The sequence below is a fragment of the Clostridium bowmanii genome (assembly GCF_018861315.1).
In the GTDB taxonomy this organism is placed as follows: Bacteria; Bacillota; Clostridia; order Clostridiales; family Clostridiaceae; genus Clostridium_AD; species Clostridium_AD bowmanii.
This window is the reverse complement of record NZ_JAHLDL010000052.1, coordinates 1-22,244: the sequence shown is the minus strand read 5'-3', so window position 1 is coordinate 22,244 and position 22,244 is coordinate 1. Positions and strand designations below refer to the sequence as shown.

Here is a 22,244-nt window from a genome sequence, read left to right as displayed (position 1 = left end):
AGGACACCCTTGTCTTAAGCTAACGGTTGGCACTATCAGCCCCCGTATCGGACTTTCACCGACGAGTAAACGCCCATGCCGGGCGCACTAAGAAAAGCACCTAGTTCAAACAGCTAGGTGCTTTTGAAATCAAACTTTATTATATTTTAAATTTACTAATGCTTTCTCTTAAATTCTCAGCAAGAACATTTAAATTTTCTGCAGCACCTACTATTTCTTGAAGCCCTGCGGCTTGCTGCTCCGTTGATGCACTTACCTCTTCAGAAGTCGCTGCCGTCTCTTGTGATACAGATGCTGCACTTTCAATTTTTTCGCTTACCTTATCTTTATAATTATTTATTTCTTTTAATGAATTATCTACACTATCCATATCCTTTTGAAGTAATTCCATTGCTCCTTCAATCTTCTTGAATGTATCATTAGTAGATTGAACACATCTACCAGTTTTAGTGTCTAACTCTTTAGAATATATTATTTGCTCCAGTACCCCATTAACACTTGCCCTTATTACGTTTATCACCTTATCAATTTCAGAAGCTGAAACTGAAGATTGCTCTGCAAGTTTTCTTACCTCATCTGCAACAACTGCAAAGCCTCTTCCTGCTTCTCCTGCTCTTGCTGCTTCTATACTAGCATTTAATGCTAATAAATTTGTTTGCTCTGTTATTGCTTTTATAGTATCGGTTATAGCACTAATTTTATTAGAATTTTCAGCTAAAATTTCTACCTTCCTAGCTACCTCATCATTAGCTTTTGTATTTTCTTCAAATACACTTCTTAAATTATTAACAACAATAATCCCTTCTTCTGTTGATTGTTTAACCTCTAAAGATGCTTTCATCATATTTTTAGCATTAATAGTGGTCTTATTTACTTCTTCTCCTAAGGTAGTGGAATAATTAACACTCTCCTCTAAAATTTGAGACTGCTCATTTGCTCCTTGCGCAATTTGCTGCACTGCTCTTGCAACTTCATCCCCTACAGCATTAGATTCCTGGGTAGTCGCGGCCAATGACTCTGCCGATTCCTTAACTTTAGTTGAACTCTCTACTACATTTCCTAAAACTATAACCATATCCTCTATCATATTATTTACCGAACCAATAATTTGTTGGATTTCTAAACTAGCATTATTATTTTGATTCACCCTTTGAGTGAAATCGCCATCCTTAATTTTTGCTAAGACATTAATTAATTTTTCCATGGGTTTTGTTATTTTACCAGAAAATAAAGTTCCCACTATAATTACAAATATAAGTGATAATACTAAAACTATAATTGGTACTGTTAATCCTTCCATTATCTTTGCCGCTTGTTCTGCTGTTGGTATAAATCCTACTGTAGTTAACTTAGTTTTTTCGTCTAAAGCTTTATAAACTAAATATTTCTCTCCATAAATATTTAATGAAAACTTATTTTCCTTGGAGTCCATAATGTTTTTTATCCAAGTTTCTTGTTTTAAATTTTTCCCTAACAGAGCTTTATCTTTGTGTGCTATAATGGTCCCTGTACTATCTAATACAGCTGAGAAACCACTATTGCCTAATTTAACACCTTCAACCATACTTGAGATTAATTCTAAGTCTATATCTAGACCAACCACACCTACAATTTTATCTTGGTTATCTTTAACTGTTTTAGCAAAAGTCATTATATATTTTTTAGTGATAGCATCCTGATATGGGTTAGTTGCAATTACTTTGCCCTCATTATTAAGCGCATCCTTATACCACCCTCTTGAAGTAGGATTATAATCGGCAGGTAAGTCACTCTTAGGTTCAAGGTACATTTTCTTGTCTACAGTTCCAAGATATATACCTAATGTATTAGGATGAGTTTTTAAAAATCCCTCAAGGCTTTTCATTAACCATTGCTCAGAATCAGGATTTGTTTTAATCATTATGGCATTTGGATCATTGGATAACATATCTGTAGATTCGTAGTTGGCTTTGTACAATGAATCTATAGCCTCGTTTACTCTTGATGTGGTTTGATTTGCATTGCTGTCAAATTCGTTCTTTAAATTATTCGATAAACTGTAATATGTGCCCAAAGAGACTAATAGTATAGGTAAAAATGCTGCCAATATAAGCAATGATATTAACTGAAAACTCAATTTTTTACCTTTAGGTTTTCTTAACCCATTTTTATCGAATATTCTTTTTTTCATAAAATAACCCCCGCTTCATCTTTTGATATTATTATATATTTCGATTTATTTTTCTTATTCTTTAGTAAATATTATATATTTTTTCATTTTTCTATTATTTATTATACTTTTATTAATAATAATGTAAAAAAATGCATTTAAATAATATCCTTAAAAAGTCATTTACAACAAAAAAAAGAAGTAAAATATATACTTCTTAAAGTAAACCATCTTTATATTGATATTTTACATTAAAACTCTTATATCAACTTTTTTTTCTATGCTTATATATATATATACCTATTAATAGTATAATCGATAAAACAACTAAATAAGGTATCAATATAGATAAAACTACAACAAATTCTTTACTAAAATCAACTAAGGACTTCACTGAGGATACAAACCCATTTGCAATTTTGTCTATAAACGACACAGGATTTTCTTTGATCTTATGAACTTCAGCTATCTCTATATTTAATGTACAAAAGTCTATTAAGTTATCCCATTTTTTTAAATTGCCTGTTAAACTTTCAATTTCATATCTAACACTAGTCAATTCCTTTTCCAATACTATTATATCTTTGAGTTCACCTGTTTTCTTTAAAAGTTCTATTAATCTTTCCTCTTGAATAGTTAGTGATTTTAAATGAGCTTGAGTATCAAAATATGCAGAGGTTACATCCTCCGTTGAAATCTGCTTACTTGTTATGCTCCCTAAACTGCCAATGTCTAGTATAAAACTGTCAAATTTCGTCTTAGGAATCCTTAATATAAATGTACCTCTTCTGCTTTGCTCAGATAACTTTGCTTCAATACTTGTACCTGAAACATTAGAACTTTGCACATAGGCTCCCATACTACTCGTCTTATTTAAAATCTTCTTTACTGCTACGTCAAAGTTCAGTGTTTCCATCTGTATTATTCCATTTCTTATTATCTTACCTTGCCCCTGTAAAGACGCGTTTATATTATTCTTTGAATCAGTCTTTGTCTTAGCAGTTTCATTTGAAGTAGCGGCACCGCTGTTTCCGAATCCACTATCCCCCTTTGAAACATCCATGCTAGCTTTGCTTTCAGGGCTTGAAGTTGATTTTTTAGCCCCGCACCCCGCAACTGTAACACCAATTATTATTATTATTAACATTAGTATTGCTGCTATACTTTTAAATTTTCTTTTCATAAATTCCCCCCCCCCTTAAATTATCTATATATAGATTATACGTAATATTCTTGTAAAAAGCCACGTTTCAAAAATAAAAAAAATGATTATATCACCCTTATTGTTAATTGTGAATATTAATATATTGAAGGGGGTACTTTATGTGTGATTTCTAGAGAAAAAACTGTCAGTAACAAAGAAGTATTTTATTTATTCTCAAAGAAAAGCCCTTTGAGATTTAATAATTTTAAATTAACACTTCTTAAAGATGTACTATATGTTAATTAATGAAATCATCTACCTGCTATAGTTTTCTTTTCCTTAATGTTCAATAATGCCCCTATAATAAGCAAAAGCACTATTCTGTATAGTCACAGTATAGTGCTTTCTAAAATCCATCTATTATTTAATACTATATTTATGCCGATAAATCCTCAGTACTTTTCTCCTCAATGCTTTTCTTTAATTTAACATTAGGTTCCACAGGTAATTTAAATAATGGTATAAATCTATCTAGGCCAGTTAAAGTAAGTAATAATAATGAACCTACTGCTACCATAGCCATAAAATTATATTTTATTATATCAAGAGGTATAAACTTATGAAGGGGATAAACTGCTGAAGCTATTCCCACATAGAACCCTATGTAAACATGCCATGGAATAAGCTGGGATCCAAATACTCCAAGAGCATCGGAGAAAGTAGCATTTCTTAAATGTAGAGTATACATATCTTCTTCACTACCCTCAACATTATCCTCAAGTAAGCTTTTGATTATAGGTCCAACTGTTACTATTTGTGCCATTTCATCTGCTAATGCGGCATTTCCTAAAATTGATAACATTCCATTCCAAAACATAAGTTCACGTACATTTCTAGAAATATTAGAAACAAATTTTGATAATGGTGCAAACGCATCCATTTTTCCCATAATACCTCCAAATGCACCAACCCACATCATCATTACAATAACCCAAGAACCTGCATCTGAGAATCCTGTTTTCATTAATTCTAAAAATTGAGTTACTGATTCCACTGTTCCTGCTGTGAGTCCAAGAATTAGTGAAGCCACTATTCCAAGTCCCAAACATGCAAGTGTTGGAAGTCCTTTAATAGCTACTACAAGTACAATTAATAATGGGATTATCATATAACCTGGAACTCCTGTTTTAACTTGATTTAAAAGTTCAACCGCAGATGGTCTAGCTTTTTCAAGTGATACCCACACTTCTTTTGGAATTTGATTTATCGCTTGCCCTGCATTACCAGCTACTGTTGGAAGTCCCATCCCAATGCTTACTCCGTAGAATATAATTGCAGTTATCGTTAAGCATATAAGAGACCATACTCCTTGATGCCTTATTCTATGAATAACTTCAACCTTTTGGATACCTGAACTTACTACTGTTGTATCAGAAATAAGTCCTATATTATCTCCAAAACAAGCTCCACCAGCAATTGCTGCTGTAGTAAGTAAGATGTTGCCTCCCAATATATGGTTTAGCCATAAAAAAATTGGAGCACAGGCCGCGAAAGTTCCCCAGGAAGTTCCAGTTGCAACTGAAAGCACTGCCGTAACCAAGAATCCTGTAACAGCTACAGTTCTAGCAGTTAATCCAAGGGTTAATGAAAAATTAATTATTGATGCGCCAACTCCTGTTGCCATAAAAGCCTCTGCCATTGCATAAGCTGCCATTAATATGAAGAAAACTAATTGCATTTCTTTTACATTTTCCACTGCACCATCAACAATGTCATTAAACTTAAATTTACATACCAAAGATGCAACCATAGCTGCATAAATAGTTGCAATTGGTGCAGCCAATAATGCATCCATTCCCGATATCATGAGTCCTGCCATAACAAACACTGGCGATAATTTTAATAAAGCAATCATGTATAAGTCCCCCATTCGGATTTTTTTTAACATCTTACAAACTATTTTGAGTACACCATATTATATACTATTTTTTCTTATATTTCGATTGTTTCATCTATTAATTGATATAATTATTTATAATTCTATCAATTTCGCACTATATTTTCTATATATTGTAATAATAACAGATTATTAATTACCTGGTCATATTTTTACGCAGTATAACTTTAGCATATTGTGGTATAATTCTTTTAGATGTTTTTTTTTAAAATTTGTACTATATTATAACAGCACAATAAAAGTTAAGAGGTATAAAATGAGCTTTATTAAACTTACTAAAATCTTTGGATATATGTATCAATTGCATCGTAGAAACTTTAAGTTGTACTTTAAGCATATTCTTACTCCATATTCCGAACCCGTAGTAACAAATTCTATCCATTGGGTTGGTCATGCTACTGTAGTTATTAATTTATTTGGAAAAATCATAGTAACTGATCCTGTAACCAGTATAAACCTTGGTCAACTAAAGAGATTAATTAGACCATCTTTAAACTTAGCTTCTCTTAATATTGATTATATATTATTGTCTCATGGGCATATGGATCATATGAATTACAATACTCTAAGAAAATTGAATAAAAGTGCAATAGTTATTGCTCCTAAAAATCTAAGGATCCCTTTAAAAATATTAAGATTTAAAAATATAGTTCTTCTAACCCCGAATGAAATATACAGTGATAATAACATAAAGATAACGGCTTTAAAAGCAAATCATGATGGTAGAAGATATCCTTGGGGCATTAAAGTTGATAGTAATTCATATATAATTGAAAATAATGAGAAAAAAATTTTTTTTGCTGGTGATACTGCTTATACTGATATATACAAAAATTTCATGGCAGATATTGCCATTATGCCTGTAGGGTGCTATAAGCCTGATGAGTTTACAGAGATGCATTGCACTCCCCAGCAAAGTTTCAAAATGTTTAAGATGACAAAATCTAAATTTATGATTCCAATTCATTATAAAACCTATGTTTTAGCTCAAGATAATGATGAGGTTACCTGTGATACACTAAAAAGAATAAATGACGGAAGCATAAAAATGATTGATATCGGTCAAACTGTAAAATTTTAAATTGCTCCTAAGTAATCTATAACGCTTTAATTAATGAATTCTTTTTAAGCATAAAAAAATTGCCCCTGGATAGGATTAATCCACGGGCAGAATTTTAATAAAAATCATTGCTTAAGCTTATTTAAATAAATAAATCTTGGATTTCATTTTGACTCATCTGAGATAGAAATAATTCCGCTCCCGTTTCATTATTTATAACACTTTCAATAATTTCACTTTTCTTTTGTTGCAATTTAAATATTTTTTCTTCTATAGTTCCTCTTGCTATTAATTTTATCACTTCTACAGTTTTCTTTTGGCCAATTCTATGTGCTCTATCTGTAGCTTGAGCTTCTACAGCTGGATTCCACCAAGGGTCAAAATGTATTACCATATCTGCCCCTGTAAGATTTATACCCATACCACCTGCTTTTAGCGAGATTAAAAATACCTCTGTATCCCCTTTATTGAAAGTTTTAACCATTTCTATTCTTTTTTCCGCCTTAGTTGAACCGTCTAGATACATATGCTTTATCTCTTTATCTTCTAACCTCTTAGAAATATTTTTCAGCACTTTAGTAAATTGAGAAAATATTAATATTCTATGCCCCTGTTCTAAGCTATTTTCCAAAATTTCATCTAAAGCTTCCATTTTACCACTGCCTCCAGCATAATTATCTATGAAAGTAGATGGATCACAACATATCTGTCTTAACCTTGTTAAAATTGATAGTATTTTAAATTTGCTTTTATTATATCCTTTTTCTTTTATATCTCCTTCTAATTCTCCTTTTGCATTTTTTAAGTAGGCCATATATAATTTTTTCTGATCCTCAGTCATTTCTACTGAAATTCTATGCTCTATTTTAGCTGGCAATTCTTTTGCTACCTCTACTTTAGTCCGCCTAAGTATAAATGGCTTTACATGATTATTTAGTTCTTCAAGAGCCTTATGACTACCATCCTTCACAATGGGAACTTCATATCTTTTAGAAAAAGCACTGTGTTTTAAAAGATACCCTGGCATTATAAAGTCAAAGATTGACCAAAGCTCTGTAAGAGAATTTTCAATTGGCGTCCCCGTAATTGCAAATTTACCTATGGCATTTATATTTTTTACAGAATGTGCATTTAACGAATTAAAATTTTTAATTTGCTGCGCTTCATCTAAAAAGCAATATCTAAAAACCATCTTCTCATAGTCATCAATATCGCGTCTAATAAGTGCATAAGAAGTAATAACTACATCCGCATCCTCAATGTTTTGCTTTTGCTCTTCCCTCTGGCTTTTATTTCCTGATACTACAATACAATTTATTGATGGTGCAAATTTTTCTATTTCTTCCTTCCAATTGTATACAAGAGAGGTAGGGCATACTACCAATGAAGGTTGTTTATTTTCATTTTCTTCAACTTCTGATTGAATAAAAGCTATTGCTTGTAGTGTCTTACCAAGTCCCATTTCGTCTGCTAATATCCCTCCAAATCCACACCTAGCAAGAGTTTTTAACCAAATAAACCCTGCCTTTTGATAAACTCTCATTGTACCTTCTAATGTCTTAGGCACCTCCACTTTGATTGTCCCTACATCTTTTACATTGCTTATAAGCTCCTTAAATTTATTATTTGTAGCTACAAAATCCATCTGTTCTCGCCTTAATTTTTCTTCTATATATATGGCATTATATTTAGAAAGTAAAATCTTATTCTTTGAAATATCTCTATCTTTTATATTTAGATAATCTATCATTCCTGCAACATTAACTAAACTATTTGAATCCAATAATACAAAGCTGCCATTTTTAAGCCTATAATATTTTCTTTTTTCTCTTAAGGCTCCAAAAATATTGCTAAGTTCTATATTATCTACCCCCTCAATACTAAAGTTAAATTCTAAAAGGTTTTCCTTGTTTAATTTTATATTTGACTTATATCCAGAACTTCCATGAACCTTCATTTTCTTGAATTCTTCTGAATAATATACCTCTGCCACTTCCTTAAGTTTTTCAAGTCCCGCAACTAAAAACTCTAGTAGCACACCCTCATCTTTAACTTCAAACCCTATATTTGTTTTAACAAATCCAAATTGGTGGAATAAATTTATAATATTCATTTCCTTTTCTATATCTCTTATAAGTACCCTTCCCTCTTGTGCTTTGCTTTCACTAATATTAAAGGGATTTATGGACCTATCTCCATACTTAAAAGTAATAAGCGCCTCTACATTGTCAGAACTTTTTTCAAAATAAACAATCGCCTTCAACTCTTCATTATAAAATTCACTTTCTAGTGATGCATCTACGGTAACTCTATTACTTATCTTTTTCAAAGTCGGAAGTAAAAATGATGCTACATTCGCTTTCTCTTCTTCGTAAAATTCTATGCAATTGTTATTATCTTCTTTAAATCTATTATATAGTGGTAAATATGCATTTCTTTGCTGTTTAGGTATTTCATATATTTTATCTATATAAAAGAAGAACTCACCTTCATTGCATAGTGCGGTAGGCATATGCTGTTTTTGCTCTAATACAAATTTATCATTTCCTCCATTAATTTCGAATTCTAGTGGCATAGACTCCTGTACTACATGTACATTAGTAAATACTTGGTCTTTTATTACAGCTGTTATAGCCCTATTGTTTAAGCATTTAAATAGTCTTCTGACCATACTCTCTGTAAAGTAAGCTCTTTTGCCAGAGAGAAACTTTACAGAGCTGCGCGTATTTCCATCTGCAGTTGCAGCCACCTCAAGTTCACTGGCTTCTTTAAAAAGCTCTATGATATTCAAATCTCCTTCTTTAAATAAGTGCATATATGGATTGTAAGTAAAATTTTTACCGAATTCCATAAGATCTACACCTTTATTGTAGCAAGCGAAAAACTCTTTTAAGTTTTTAACTACATAAAGTTTATCTTCACCAATTCTTAACTCCACACAAACTTTTCTGTTATTACTATTACAATCATAATAATACTTTAGGTCTATATTTAAATATTGTTTTACTATAGAATTGGTACTTATATTGTTAGTTATTTGCTTTATTAAACTATTTGTTTTACCCATCCTTTGTTTTTTAATAATTTGTTCTTTTTCATGGAAATACTTTAACAATGTAGCCACTACATGTTTACACATGCTTGCCTTACCAAAATAGCTATAATAAGCATTACATTCACAATGATAAATTATAAATGGAGCTATATTATTAAAACTTGCATTCACTTTATACTGTGTGAAACTCGATGATTCAACATTTGAAGTTATCTTTGTCTCCTCATAGTTTTCTTGCTTTTTTATTTCTATATCAATATGTGAGACCTTATTAGTTAAGTAATACTCCGCTCCGCTTTTATAAGAATCACTATTACTGTATTCACGTATAACCTCTTCATTAATATCCATCAAAAGTTTCACCCCACGAATTTTTCTAATCATTGTATCTTATGCTTATTAGCATACGTTACCATTATATACTGTCCATAACTACAAAAACACACTCAAAATATTAAAAATTTTCTAGGAAACATTTATACTTGGCTTACTTACGGACTGCTATTACCTTGTTTAATTATTATAATAGGATTGTATGTATTTTTAATAAATATATTTAGTTAGATTATATAGCATATAAAAAGATAATCCCAGCATAAATAAAATTTATGCTGGGATTATCTATATTAATCATAGTGATATTTTACTATTTTATATTTGCCTAAAAAAATTTGGCTGGGGTGGAAGGATTCGAACCTGCGGATGCCAGAGTCAGAGTCTAGTGCCTTACCACTTGGCTACACCCCAATAAAAAATAAAATTAAATGGTGACTCCTAGGGGAATTGAACCCCTGATTCCACCGTGAGAGGGTGGTGTCTTAACCTCTTGACCAAGGAGCCTGATTAACACTACGAGATTTATTATATCCTTTTTTGAAGCATAAGTCAAATTAGTTTACCAAATAGATTATTGATTATCTATTATACATTCAAATCCTATACATTCTCTGATAATTAATAAAAAAAGATAGGGTATACAGCTTTTGCTGCAACCCTATTTTACTTAAAATTATAAGTTTCTTTCGTATTGTTCTACCATTTTCTTAACCATTTCTCCACCAACTGAACCACATTGTCTCGATGTTAAGTCACCATTATAGTCTGTAAAGCTTACTCCTAACTGATTTGCAGTTTCCATTTTAAATTTATTTAATCCTGCTTTTGCTTCTGGTACTAAACTTCTATATGACATACGTTGTGACCTCCTTTTAATTCATTTGTTTATTGTTGTATTAATATAATGTACATATTTAATATATTTTATAACATCGTTTTTATGGTATTCGTGGTAAAAAATGTATTTATATATTTTTTTCTCATATACTTTTTATTATACTGTCAATATCAACTCTAACATTTATCCATGTTATATCTTTAGTAAGAAAGTGTATTATAACTATTATTTCCTCCAGTATTAAATCCTAATGATATGTTTTCTCACACATATTAATTTTCATAGCTTTATTAAGCACATGAAAATAAACAACCAGCTTAATTACTTTCATTTCGTTTATTTTCTTAAGATTTCCTACTATCTTCAAACCTTTTTATATGTTCTTTAAGTTCATCTATTTGTTTTTGTAAATCCACATTGTTACCATTAGACTCACCTTTTCCATTATCTCCACATTGATTTTCTTCTTGTGCTTGTATATTTTGAATCTGAGCTGAAATTAGAAAAATAGCTTGTGCTACACTGAATAAAAAATTTGCCACTACATTTTGTTGATTAACATTATATTTTGATGCAATTATAATTCCTATTATTGTTGATAAAGTAGCTAATTCATTAGGTGTGTAATCTTCTAAGGTTTTCATATAATTCACCTGTTAACAATTATTATATTCTATTATATTCATTTCATAGAAAATGTGTAAACCAAGTTTATTTTATATATATATATATGACAGGATGCTATCATTAATCATATAATACTCATAAGGGGTGGTCTATATGGGTATTCTTAATAATATAAAATTTGCAGATGTTGTGTTTGAAGGTGGTGGAGTTAAAGGTATTGGCCTTGTAGGTGCCTTAAAAACATTTGAAGATAATGATTACCACTGGAAAAACATTTCTGGAACATCAGCTGGCTCTATTATTGCTACCCTAGTTGCAATAGGTTGCTCAGCTGAAGAAATAAAAAGACTAATGCTTCAACTAGACTTTAAAAAAATTGCCGGTAAAAATTCTTTTAATGTACCTATATTCTCTAATTTTTACAATATGCTTTTTAAAAAAGGAATTTTTAATGGAGATTATTTGAAAAACTGGATTGATGAAATTCTTTCTAATAAACTTTTGATTAAAGGCAAAAAAAAAGTAACCTTTGGAGATTTAATAATTCCACAGGAAGAGGGCATTCTTTTAAATAATAATATATATAAAAGAAAATACAAACTGCATATTATCGCAACTGATATTAGCCGAGGAAAGATGCTAATACTTCCAGAAGACATTGCAGAATACGGAATAAATCCAGATGACCTGGAAGTTAGTTTGGCAATAAGAATGAGTATGTCTATTCCCTATTTTTTTCAACCAGTAAATTTGATAGATGTAAATACTAATAAAAAGTCTCTAATTATTGATGGCGGTATTTTAAGCAATTACCCTGTTTGGCTTTTCGATGTAAATGGAATTCCTCGCTGGCCAACCATTGGGTTTAAACTAGGAGGAAACAAAGAAATAAGTGAACATAAAATCACTAACGTCTTAAATTTCACTAGTTCAATTATTGAGACTATGTTAGAAGCTCAGGATGATATTTATATAAAGGAAATGGATTATCTGCGTACTGTAAAAATTAATACTCTGGATATTAAAACCACAGATTTTAATATTTCTTATAAAAAAGTTATGGATTTATATAATTCTGGTGAGGTCTGCGCCCGTGAGTTTCTCGAAAATTGGGAAAGTAATTATAAAAAGCATGAAATCCTTAGAGGTAATTCTTTTAAATAGGAAGGTTCATTAAAACAAAGGTATATATTGCCTCAATGAATTTCTTGCAATATATACTTTTATTTTTAGTCATAATTTAAATTCTATGATATTATAATTACAAATAAAAAAAATGAGGTGATTACAATGAAAAAAGTATTATTAACAGGTGCCAATGGTTTTTTTGCATCAAGGTTTTATACATATTATAAGAATAAATACGAAATACTTCCACTAGGCCATAGTGACCTTGATATAACAAACGAAAACAAGACCTTGGAAATAGTCAGAGTGTTTAAACCAGATTATGTGGTTCATGCTGCTGCTGTTGCTGACACAGGTTCCTGTGAAAAAAATCCAGAGCTATCTTATGAAATAAATGTAAAAGGATCAATTAACATTGCTAAAGCCTGTAGTTTAGCAAAATCTAAATTAATATATTTAAGTTCTGATCAAATTTTTAATGGTAATAATGAATCAGGCCCCTATGATGAACTTCACTTTCCAACTCCTAATACAGTTTATGGGGATCATAAACTTAAAACTGAAGATGAACTAAAAGGAATTCTTGATGAACTATGGATTTTAAGATTTACTTGGTTATTTGGTTTTCCAGAAAAAAATTGTAAAGTAAGTTCTAATATTCTATGGAATGTTGTATCTGCTGTTCTTAAAGATAAAAGAATAAAGCTTCCTGAAAATGAATTTAGAGGAATGACTTATGTTTATGATTTGATAGAAAATTTTCATAAGATTTTTAATCTTCCCTATGGTACTTATCACACAGGCAGTGAAAATAATATGAGTACTTATGATATAGCTTTTTTCATATTAAAAGAAATGAGACTAGATCATAAAGCAGGTATTTATTTAGAAAAAGATACTGAAAGATTTAAAACTCATGATCGGGATCTTCGAATAAGTAATAGTAAATCGAAGCATTTCGATATTATTTTTCCTAAAACTGAAGATGGTATTAAAAATTGTCTTAAAGATTTTAACTACTAAGCATCAATTAGACCGTCTTAAACATGGACTTTGGAACATAAAAAAAATACGTAACAGGTAATGGGGTACCTGTTACGTATTTTTATTTAAAAAGGTTATATTACCACCTTATAGTGGACATTACATTTCTTTTTTTATACCTCTGCTTAAAGTATTTTCATAATCAATAAATTCATATACGTCTCCATTAAATAATTCACTAAAGCTCTTAAGTTCTTCTAAATTCAAATCTTCTATAGCAGTATGCACTTGCTCACAGTGTAGCACAATGGATCCTATAACCCCATGTGCATCTCTAAATGCCATACCCTTGCATGCAAGATAATCTGCAGCTTCCGTAGCATTTAAAAAACCTCTTTTAACTGCACTATGCATATTATGACTTTTAATTTTCAAACTACTTAACATCTTATTCATAACCTTTATGCATTTTAAAACTGTATCCACTGCATCAAAGAAAGGTTCCTTATCTTCCTGCATATCTTTATTATAGGCCAAGGGAATTCCTTTCATAGTAGTAAGAAGACTCATTAAATCTCCATACACTCTTCCAGTTTTTCCTCTTATTAACTCTGCTGCATCTGGATTTCTTTTTTGTGGCATTATACTACTACCTGTAGAAAATTCATCGCTAATTTCAATAAAATCAAACTCTTTAGTGGACCATAAAACTAATTCCTCGCTTAATCTACTAAAGTGCATCATTATTATAGAAAAACTGGATAAAAGTTCTAATAAATAATCTCTATCACTTACGCCATCCATAAAATTGTCTACTGGTTTTTTAAACCCAAGCTCACTTGTTGTAAAACTTCTATCTGTATCATAGGTTGTTCCTGCTAGTGCACAACAACCAAGAGGATTTTCATCCATAATCTCTATAGCACTTATAAGCCTTTTTTTATCGCGACGAAGCATACTATAATAAGCCATAATATGTTGTTTGAAGGTTACCACCTGAGCTCTTTGCATATGTGTATACCCCGGCATTATAACAGCATTAAAAGTTCCTACTTTTTCAATAGTGCACAAAATAACATCTAAATTATCGATAACTTCCGCTGCTTTATGTTTTGAATATAATCTCATATCCACCGCAACCTGATCATTTCTACTTCTTGCTGTATGAAGTTTTTTACCTACATCGCCTACAAGCTTTGTAAGTTGTATCTCCATAAAACTATGAATATCTTCATAGTCACCTTCAATTTTTAATTTACCTTCTTGAATATCTAAAAGAATAGAATTTAGACCATTAACTATAGTTACACTCTCTTCCTTTGTTAAAATGCTACATTTAGCAAGCATTTTAACATGAGCTATACTACCCATTATGTCTTCATAACATAATCTTTTATCAAAGCTTAGAGAACTATTAAAGTCCTCCATAAGCCTGCTTTCTTTTTCAATAAATCTTCCACCCCAAAGTTTCATATATATCACCTACTAAGCCTTCTATAAATTTTGTAATTTTCTTTAGATATTATTTAAATTTTTATATGCTTTAATTTTACTTGGCAATGAAAACAAGTTTATAAATCCTTCTGCATCCTTATGATCGTATAAATCACTTGCACCAAAGGAAGATATCCCCTCATCGTAAAGAGCATTAGGTGACTGCTTACCTGCTGACATTATATTTCCCTTATAAAGTTTTAGTTTAACGTTTCCTGTTACTGTTTCTTGAGTCTTATCTACAAATGCATCAAGGGCTTCTCTCATTGTACTAAACCAAAGTCCATTATATACTAATTCTCCATATTTTTGTGCTACTGTGTATTTAAAATGAAGTGTATCCTTATCTAATGTTATTTCTTCTAGCTCTTTATGGGCTGCATAAAGAATTGTACCACCGGGTGTTTCATATATCCCTCTTGATTTCATTCCCACAAGTCTATTCTCTACTATATCAATAATACCTATTCCATTTTCTCCACCAATTTTATTTAATACTGTAACAATATCTATTGGCTCTAGTTCTATTCCATCTATTTTTTTAACAATTCCCTTTTCAAAGTATATGTCTACATATGTAGCTTCATCTTTAGCTTTTTCTGGAGGTGTAACCATGAGATACATACTTCTTTTATGCTCATTATTTAAATCTTCAATATCTCCTCCTTCGTGACTTGCATGCCATAAGTTCTGATCTACTGAATATATTTTTTCCTTTGTTACTGCTATTTCTATCCCTCTAGCACTCGCATAATCTATAGCATCTTCTCTTGATTTTATATCCCAAATTCTCCAAGGCGCAATAATTTTTATAGAAGGATCAATAGATGCTATGCCAACTTCAAATCTAACTTGATCATTTCCCTTACCAGTACATCCGTGACATATATATTTTGCTCCTTCTTTATGAGCAATCTCTACTAGTTTTTTGGCTATTAATGGTCTTGCAAAAGCTGTACCTAATAAATAAGTTCCTTCATACATAGCATTTGCTTTAACTCCCTTAAATACATACTCTTTTATAAATTCAGCTGTTACATTCTCAATATAAATTTTTTCTGCTCCTGAGCTTAAAGCCTTTTGCTCAATTCCCTTCATATCATCCTCTTGCCCCACATTAATACATGCTGCTATAACATCAACATCATAGTTTTCCTTAAGCCAAGCTATTATTATAGAGGTATCAAGTCCTCCTGAATATGCTAAAATCACTTTTTCTTTAATTATTTTTTCCATTTTAAAATCTCCTTTCAATTTTTCTTATTTTATATTTAAAAGATTATTTATTTTCATAACCCTAAATTATCTTATTTAAAAACTCTTTAGTACGTTGCTCTTTAGGAGCAGTAAAAAATTCTTCTGGTGTTCCCTCTTCTACTATTTTCCCTCCGTCCATAAAGATCACTCTATCTGCCACTTCCTTGGCAAATCCCATTTCATGGGTTACAACCACCATAGTCATACCATCTTTTGCAAGGTCCTTCATTGCTCCTAAAACCTCTCCAACAAGTTCCGGGTCTAAGGAAGATGTTGGTTCATCAAATAGCATTATGTCAGGTCTCATAGCTAATGCTCTTGCTATTGCTACTCTTTGCTTTTGTCCTCCCGATAACTTTGATGGGTAATCATTCACTTTTTCTTTCAGACCTACCTTATCAATAATTCCCTCTACTCTCTTTAATACTTCTTCTTTGTTTTCATGCTTAACGGTAATTGGAGCCTCAATTACATTTTGGAGTACAGTCATGTTATGAAACAAATTGAAGTTTTGGAATACCATCCCTACTTTTTCAATAGTATTTCTCATATGCGTTTTGTTTTTAGCATCAAGCTTTTCTCCTTCAATAAAAACTTCTCCTGCATCAGGCTCTTCGAGGTGATTTAAACATCTTAAAAATGTACTTTTTCCCGAACCCGAAGGCCCTATTATAACCAGCACTTCTCCTTTTTTAACAAATACATCTAAATCTTCAAATACCGTTAAGCTACCAAATCTTTTAGTTAAATTTTTAGCTTCTATCATATACATTCCATATCACCTCTTCTAATATACTGACAGTTTTTTTTCATAATGTGAAAACACTGTAGTAAAAATTGTTGTCATTAAAAGATATAAACATCCTGCTATAAAGAACGCTTCCATAGGTCTAAAGCTTGAGGCATATAAAAGCTGTGCTGACCTCATAACTTCCACCATAGTTATAGTAGCCACTAAAGAGGTATCCTTAAGCATTGTTATAAACTCATTGCCCACAGATGGAATAATTATTTTAAAGGTTTGAGGTAACACCACTCTTTTCATAGTATTAAAATAAGTGAAACCCAATGACTTGCAAGCCTCAAATTGTCCTTTATCTACTGAAAGTATTCCGCCTCTTATTATTTCTGCCATGTAAGCTCCGGAATTTAAACTAAGTCCTATTATTGCTGCTTGAAAAGCTGTAAACTTAATTCCTACAAAGGGCAATCCAAAATAGAAAAACCATAATTGAAGCAGCATAGGTGTCCCCCTAAAGAGCCAGGTATAAAAGCCTGCTACAGTGGCCATTAACTTATTTTTCGAAAGCTTTAATATAGCTGTAAACATACCTATTAAACTTCCAAGTACTACTGATATAAGTGTTAATTCCAATGTTATTAGACTTGCTTTTAATAACACAGGGAACATATCCTTTAAAATATTTATATCCATTTTCGTTTCCTCCTAGCTATCTATTTCTTATATGCGTCAAATCCAAACCATTTTTGTGAAAGCTTAGAAAGAGTTCCATCTGATTTAAGTTCATTAAGTGCTTTTTGCACAGTTGTTTTTAATTCTTTATCTTCTTTTTTAAATCCAATTCCAATTGGTTCTTCACTAATTCTATCCTGTAAAACTTCATACTCACCGGGTTTTTTTGATACATAATATCCACCAACTTGAGCATCCATAACTACTGCATCTACTCTCCCAGATGATAATTCTTGGAAAGCCTCTGTAATTTTGTCATACTTTTTAACTTCTTTTAATCCTTTTATTGCGCTAGCTGCAGCATCACCTGTAGAGCCTAGCTGACAAGCTACAATTTTGCCCTTTAAATCCTTCAAACTTTTTATTGATGCATTTCCTTGCTTTATAGCAATAACTTGTCCACCCATCAAATAACTATCTGAGAAATCTATACTTTCTTTCCTTTTATCCGTAATACTGAGAGCTGCAAGTATAACATTAAATCTCGAAGAGTTAAGAGCTAAAAGTATCCCATTAAAATCTGTAGTAACATACTCTGTTTTCACCCCTAATTTTTTTCCTATTTCATTTCCTAAATCCACATCAAAACCCACTAATTCGTTTTTAGCATCCCTAAATTCCATTGGAGGATAAGAATCATCCAGTCCCATAGTTAATTTGCCAGCCTTTTGAACCACTTGTAGAGAATTAAGTTTTTCCTGTTTCGGGCCACAGCCTACAAGTAAAACACCCGCCATAGTAACCATTAATACAATTGACATGATTTTTTTCATTTGTACCACTCCCCAATTTGTAATATATTCCCATTGTGAATATTTATACATTTTTATGTATAATGAACATTAACCTTGTTAACTTGTAATGTAGCCATTTATTAATTTATATCATTGATTTAACTCGCTTGTTTTTATTTATTATATACCCGTTTTAATAATAATGCAATACCTTTTCTTTATATTTATTCATTTAATATAATAATTATGCATTAATAGTAATAAAAAAATCCACGTAACCGCTGGCAAGTTAACCGTTACGTGGTTTATTTAAAACTACTTTTTCACTACTCTACAATATTAAACACTTCTAAATCTACACTCATAATTTTTTTCTTCATAAGATCTACTATGGCTTTTCCTGTATCTAGCGAAGTTATAATTCCAACATTATTTTCTATAGCGGTTCTTCTAATTCTAAAACCATCTGTTTTCGAATCATTTCCTTTGGTAGGTGTATTTATTACTAAATCTACTTGTCTTGTCTTTATTACATCAATGATGTTAGGATTTCCTTCTATTATTTTTTTAACCTCTACGGCTTCAAGACCATTGTCTTTTAATAACTTAGCCGTACCCTTTGTTGCAATAAATCTATAACCGAGTTCACTTAAAGCCTTGGCTATATACAAAAACTCTTCATAATCCTGTGGGTTTATAGTGGCCAAGATAACTCCCGTTTCTTTTTTAATCTTCATTCCTGATGCAACAAGACCTTTGTATAGTGCTTCATCAAAGTTCCTTCCTATTCCAAGTACTTCTCCTGTGGATCTCATTTCCGGTCCGAGACATACTTCAACCTCTGGAAGTTTTTGAGTTGAGAATACTGGGACTTTAACTGACACCAATTTGGGCTGTCTATACACTCCACTACCATAACCCAAATCCACAAGTTTTTCTCCTAGCATAACCCTTGTTGCCAATTCTACTATTGGCACTTTACTGACCTTACTAATGTATGGAACCGTACGACTAGCTCTTGGATTAACTTCTATTATATATAATTCATTTTTAAATTCTATAAACTGAATATTAATCATTCCTATTACTTCTAGTCCTATTGCTATTTTCTTAGTATATTGTAATATTTTTTCTTTTATAGCATCTGATATATTTTGACTTGGATATATTGTAATACTATCTCCCGAGTGAACTCCTGCTCTTTCTAGATGTTCCATAATACCTGGTATTAATATTTCGGTGCCATCACAAATAGCATCAACTTCTATTTCTCTACCCAATAAATATCTATCTATTAAAACAGGATTTTTCTTATCCTTTTCAAAAGCATTAACTAAGTAATGCTTAAGTTCCTCTTCCCCATAAGTTATTTCCATTCCCTGCCCACCTAATACATAAGAGGGTCTAACCAGTACTGGGTAACCTATGATTTTAGCCTCTTTTAATCCTTCTTTTAAATTCCAAACTGCTTTTCCCTTTGGTCTATTAATATCTAATTTTTCTAATAGTGCATCAAATTTTTCTCTATCCTCTGCTGTATCTATTTGCTCAGGCTTAGTTCCATATATAGGTATGTTTTTTTCCTTTAAGAATTCAGCAAGATTAATAGCTGTTTGGCCTCCAAATTGTAGTATAACTCCATCTGGATGCTCTTTTTCAACAATATTTAACACTTCTTCCTCTGTTAATGGTTCAAAATATAATTTATCTGAAATATTAAAGTCTGTACTTACTGTCTCTGGGTTATTATTTACTATTATAGTCTCAATTCCTAGCTTTCTAAGAGCAATTACACTTTGAACAGATGCATAATCAAACTCAATTCCCTGTCCTATTCTTATAGGACCTGAGCCTATTACCATAACCTTCTGTCTGTGGCTTACCTTCACCTCATCATATTCATCATAGGTTGAGTAGTAGTAAGGTGATAAGGCCTCAAATTCTCCAGCACAAGTATCTACCATTTTATAGACAGGCTTAATGTTCCATATATTTCTAAGTTCGTACACTACATTTGGCTTAACCCCTAATAAATCTGCAATCCCTTTATCAGAGAATCCTTTTTTCTTTAATAATTGTAACCAATCTTTATTCATATCTCCTAGGGTGGAATTTTTTATCTTTTCCTCTTCATCTACTATCCACTTAATTTTATTTACAAAAAATTTATCTATACCTGTGATTTCTGAAACCTTTTCCACCATATACTCACGTCTGAGCATTTCAGCTAAATGAAATATTCTTTCATCATCCGGAGCCGTAACTCTCTCTTTTAATTCTTGCAGACTTTTTTGTGATAAGGCATCATATTGCAGTGAATATTTCCCGATTTCGAGTGAGCGAATTCCTTTTAATAGAGCTGCCTCAAAATTGCTTCCAATTGACATTATTTCACCTGTAGCCATCATCTTCGTACCTAAAACTCTATTTGCTCCCTGAAACTTGTCAAAGGGCCATTTAGGTATTTTTACTACCACATAGTCTAACGCAGGCTCAAAACATGCATAAGTTTTTTGTGTAACTGCATTTTTTATCTCATCTAGTGCATATCCTAGTGCTATCTTCGCCGCCACTTTTGCAATGGGGTAGCCTGTGGCCTTTGAAGCTAGTGCAGAGGACCTACTTACCCTTGGGTTTATTTCTATAACTGCATACTCAAAGCTTTTTGGGTGAAGAGCAAGTTGAACATTACAGCCACCCTCTATTCCTACATTGTTTATAATATCTATGGATGCACTTCTAAGCATTTGGTATTCTTTATCTGAAAGAGTTTGACTTGGTGCTACCACAATGCTATCTCCTGTATGTATTCCTACAGGATCTATATTTTCCATGTTGCATACACAAATACAATTACTACGGGCATCTCTCATGACCTCGTATTCTATTTCCTTCCATCCTTTAATGCTCTTTTCTAAAAGCACCTGACCGATAGAACTTAATTGTAAACCAAGTTCTAAAATTTCAACGAGTTCATCTTCAGACTCAGCAATTCCTCCACCACTTCCACCTAATGTATAGGCTGGTCTTACAATTACAGGGTATCCTATTTCGCCTGCAAATTTTAAACCATCTTGTATTTTTGTAACAATTGCACTTTCTACCACTGGCTGATTAATCTCCTGCATAAGGTTTCTAAAGATTTCTCTATCCTCACCTTTTTTTATGGCTTCTATTGAGGTTCCGATTACTCTTACATTGTATTTATCTAAAATCCCATTATTAGCTAGCTCCACGGCTAAATTCAATGCAGTTTGCCCTCCCATTCCTGCAAGTAAACTATCTGGTCTTTCCTTATCAATAATTTTTTCTAAAAATTCTATAGTTAGTGGCTCTATATAAACTATGCCTGCCACCTCTTTATCTGTCATTATTGTTGCTGGATTGCTATTTACAAGTACAACTTCTACTCCTTCTTCTTTTAATGCTTGGCAAGCTTGGGTTCCAGAATAATCAAATTCAGCAGCCTGGCCTATTATTATTGGGCCTGATCCAATTACTAATACTTTTTTAATGCTTTTATCTAATGGCATATGAATCCTCCTCTATGTTGTCCGAAAGAAATTTATCAAAAATAACATCTATATCCTTAGGTCCTGGGCAAGCTTCCGGATGGAACTGCACAGAAAATATAGGCATAGTCTTATGTTTCATTCCTTCTATGGTTCCGTCATTTACACTTACATGAGTAACCTCCATATTTTGCGGCAGTTCACTTACATAATATCCATGGTTTTGTGAGGTAATATAAACCTTATTCTCTTTTATATCTTTAACAGGATGATTACACCCTCTATGCCCAAATTTAAGTTTTTTAGTTTTACCTCCAAGGGCTAAGGCTAAAAGTTGATGACCTAGGCAAATCCCAACTATAGGTTTTTTTCCTATAATTTCTTTCAGCATCTTTATTACCTCTCCTAAATCTTCTGGATCTCCAGGTCCATTTGATAAAAATATTAAATCTGGATTAACCTTTAATATTTGCTGAGATGAAACATCTGCAGGAA

16 protein-coding genes and 2 tRNA genes are annotated in these 22,244 nt (G+C 31.7%); 3 read left to right on the top strand and 15 right to left on the bottom strand.

Annotated features, from left to right (window positions below):
* Positions 1 to 139: 139 nt before the first annotated feature.
* The 3 genes from KPL51_RS21535 to KPL51_RS21525 form a co-directional block, all read right to left on the bottom strand.
* A complete protein-coding gene (locus tag KPL51_RS21535) occupies positions 140 to 2,170 on the bottom strand; it encodes a methyl-accepting chemotaxis protein (RefSeq protein ID WP_216166225.1) in 2,031 nt (676 codons plus the stop codon).
* 244 nt (positions 2,171 to 2,414) lie between these two features.
* A complete protein-coding gene (locus tag KPL51_RS21530; RefSeq protein WP_216166224.1) occupies positions 2,415 to 3,332 on the bottom strand; it encodes a DUF4349 domain-containing protein in 918 nt (305 codons plus the stop codon).
* Positions 3,333 to 3,729: 397 nt separating this feature from the next.
* Positions 3,730 to 5,208 carry a Na+/H+ antiporter NhaC family protein gene (locus tag KPL51_RS21525; RefSeq protein WP_216166222.1) on the bottom strand — a complete coding sequence of 493 codons (1,479 nt, stop codon included), beginning with the start codon at positions 5,206 to 5,208 and terminating at the stop codon, positions 3,730 to 3,732.
* Between the two features lie 298 nt (positions 5,209 to 5,506).
* On the opposite strand from KPL51_RS21525, the gene KPL51_RS21520 reads away from it, so the two are divergent.
* Positions 5,507 to 6,331: an MBL fold metallo-hydrolase gene (locus KPL51_RS21520; protein WP_216166220.1), complete on the top strand. Its 825-nt coding sequence runs from the start codon at positions 5,507 to 5,509 to the stop codon at positions 6,329 to 6,331.
* A gap of 121 nt (positions 6,332 to 6,452) precedes the next feature.
* Here the strand turns inward: KPL51_RS21520 and KPL51_RS21515 are convergent, their stop codons facing one another.
* From KPL51_RS21515 to KPL51_RS21495, 5 genes are all read right to left on the bottom strand, one after another.
* Positions 6,453 to 9,716, bottom strand: coding sequence for a DEAD/DEAH box helicase (locus KPL51_RS21515; RefSeq protein ID WP_224854632.1), 3,264 nt, complete (start codon positions 9,714 to 9,716; stop codon positions 6,453 to 6,455).
* Positions 9,717 to 10,037: 321 nt separating this feature from the next.
* A tRNA-Gln gene (locus KPL51_RS21510) sits at positions 10,038 to 10,112 on the bottom strand.
* A gap of 18 nt (positions 10,113 to 10,130) precedes the next feature.
* A tRNA-Glu gene (locus KPL51_RS21505) sits at positions 10,131 to 10,205 on the bottom strand.
* 169 nt (positions 10,206 to 10,374) lie between these two features.
* Positions 10,375 to 10,557, bottom strand: coding sequence for an alpha/beta-type small acid-soluble spore protein (locus KPL51_RS21500; protein ID WP_216166216.1), 183 nt, complete (start codon positions 10,555 to 10,557; stop codon positions 10,375 to 10,377).
* Positions 10,558 to 10,883: 326 nt separating this feature from the next.
* Positions 10,884 to 11,183 carry a hypothetical protein gene (locus tag KPL51_RS21495; protein ID WP_216166214.1) on the bottom strand — a complete coding sequence of 100 codons (300 nt, stop codon included), beginning with the start codon at positions 11,181 to 11,183 and terminating at the stop codon, positions 10,884 to 10,886.
* A 136-nt stretch (positions 11,184 to 11,319) separates the two neighbouring features.
* Here KPL51_RS21495 and KPL51_RS21490 point away from each other — a divergent pair, with 136 nt between their 5' ends.
* Positions 11,320 to 12,330 (top strand): patatin-like phospholipase family protein, encoded by a 1,011-nt coding sequence (locus tag KPL51_RS21490; protein WP_216166212.1) that lies wholly within the window; start codon positions 11,320 to 11,322, stop codon positions 12,328 to 12,330.
* Positions 12,331 to 12,456: 126 nt separating this feature from the next.
* A complete protein-coding gene (locus KPL51_RS21485; RefSeq protein ID WP_216166211.1) occupies positions 12,457 to 13,317 on the top strand; it encodes an SDR family oxidoreductase in 861 nt (286 codons plus the stop codon).
* A 120-nt stretch (positions 13,318 to 13,437) separates the two neighbouring features.
* On the opposite strand, the gene argH is transcribed toward KPL51_RS21485, so the two are convergent.
* From argH to KPL51_RS21450, 7 genes are all read right to left on the bottom strand, one after another.
* Positions 13,438 to 14,751 (bottom strand): argininosuccinate lyase, encoded by a 1,314-nt coding sequence (gene argH / locus KPL51_RS21480; RefSeq protein ID WP_216166210.1) that lies wholly within the window; start codon positions 14,749 to 14,751, stop codon positions 13,438 to 13,440.
* 42 nt (positions 14,752 to 14,793) lie between these two features.
* Positions 14,794 to 15,996 carry an argininosuccinate synthase gene (locus KPL51_RS21475; protein WP_216166229.1) on the bottom strand — a complete coding sequence of 401 codons (1,203 nt, stop codon included), beginning with the start codon at positions 15,994 to 15,996 and terminating at the stop codon, positions 14,794 to 14,796.
* A gap of 73 nt (positions 15,997 to 16,069) precedes the next feature.
* Positions 16,070 to 16,801, bottom strand: a complete 732-nt coding sequence (locus KPL51_RS21470; protein ID WP_280526779.1) for an amino acid ABC transporter ATP-binding protein — start codon at positions 16,799 to 16,801, stop codon at positions 16,070 to 16,072.
* Positions 16,802 to 16,816: 15 nt separating this feature from the next.
* On the bottom strand, positions 16,817 to 17,464 hold the full coding sequence (locus KPL51_RS21465) for an amino acid ABC transporter permease (protein WP_216166207.1): 648 nt from the start codon (positions 17,462 to 17,464) through the stop codon (positions 16,817 to 16,819).
* 20 nt (positions 17,465 to 17,484) lie between these two features.
* Positions 17,485 to 18,276 (bottom strand): ABC transporter substrate-binding protein, encoded by a 792-nt coding sequence (locus KPL51_RS21460; protein ID WP_216166205.1) that lies wholly within the window; start codon positions 18,274 to 18,276, stop codon positions 17,485 to 17,487.
* A 287-nt stretch (positions 18,277 to 18,563) separates the two neighbouring features.
* Positions 18,564 to 21,770, bottom strand: coding sequence for a carbamoyl-phosphate synthase large subunit (gene carB, locus KPL51_RS21455; protein WP_216166203.1), 3,207 nt, complete (start codon positions 21,768 to 21,770; stop codon positions 18,564 to 18,566).
* Positions 21,757 to 22,244, bottom strand: a 488-nt coding sequence (locus KPL51_RS21450) for a glutamine amidotransferase-related protein (protein WP_216166195.1), incomplete at its 5' end; no start/stop codon positions are given. The genes carB and KPL51_RS21450, both read right to left, overlap by 14 nt.

Coding starts and splice junctions, on each gene's coding strand:
- KPL51_RS21465 (WP_216166207.1), bottom strand. CDS start 17,464: ATGGATATAAATATTTTAAAGGATATGTTCCCTGTGTTATTAAAAGCA.
- KPL51_RS21515 (WP_224854632.1), bottom strand. CDS start 9,716: ATGGATATTAATGAAGAGGTTATACGTGAATACAGTAATAGTGATTCT.
- KPL51_RS21495 (WP_216166214.1), bottom strand. CDS start 11,183: ATGAAAACCTTAGAAGATTACACACCTAATGAATTAGCTACTTTATCA.
- KPL51_RS21535 (WP_216166225.1), bottom strand. CDS start 2,170: ATGAAAAAAAGAATATTCGATAAAAATGGGTTAAGAAAACCTAAAGGT.
- KPL51_RS21525 (WP_216166222.1), bottom strand. CDS start 5,208: ATGATTGCTTTATTAAAATTATCGCCAGTGTTTGTTATGGCAGGACTC.
- KPL51_RS21500 (WP_216166216.1), bottom strand. CDS start 10,557: ATGTCATATAGAAGTTTAGTACCAGAAGCAAAAGCAGGATTAAATAAA.
- KPL51_RS21520 (WP_216166220.1), top strand. CDS start 5,507: ATGAGCTTTATTAAACTTACTAAAATCTTTGGATATATGTATCAATTG.
- KPL51_RS21530 (WP_216166224.1), bottom strand. CDS start 3,332: ATGAAAAGAAAATTTAAAAGTATAGCAGCAATACTAATGTTAATAATA.
- KPL51_RS21485 (WP_216166211.1), top strand. CDS start 12,457: ATGAAAAAAGTATTATTAACAGGTGCCAATGGTTTTTTTGCATCAAGG.
- KPL51_RS21470 (WP_280526779.1), bottom strand. CDS start 16,801: ATGTATATGATAGAAGCTAAAAATTTAACTAAAAGATTTGGTAGCTTA.
- KPL51_RS21490 (WP_216166212.1), top strand. CDS start 11,320: ATGGGTATTCTTAATAATATAAAATTTGCAGATGTTGTGTTTGAAGGT.
- KPL51_RS21460 (WP_216166205.1), bottom strand. CDS start 18,276: ATGAAAAAAATCATGTCAATTGTATTAATGGTTACTATGGCGGGTGTT.
- carB (WP_216166203.1), bottom strand. CDS start 21,770: ATGCCATTAGATAAAAGCATTAAAAAAGTATTAGTAATTGGATCAGGC.
- argH (WP_216166210.1), bottom strand. CDS start 14,751: ATGAAACTTTGGGGTGGAAGATTTATTGAAAAAGAAAGCAGGCTTATG.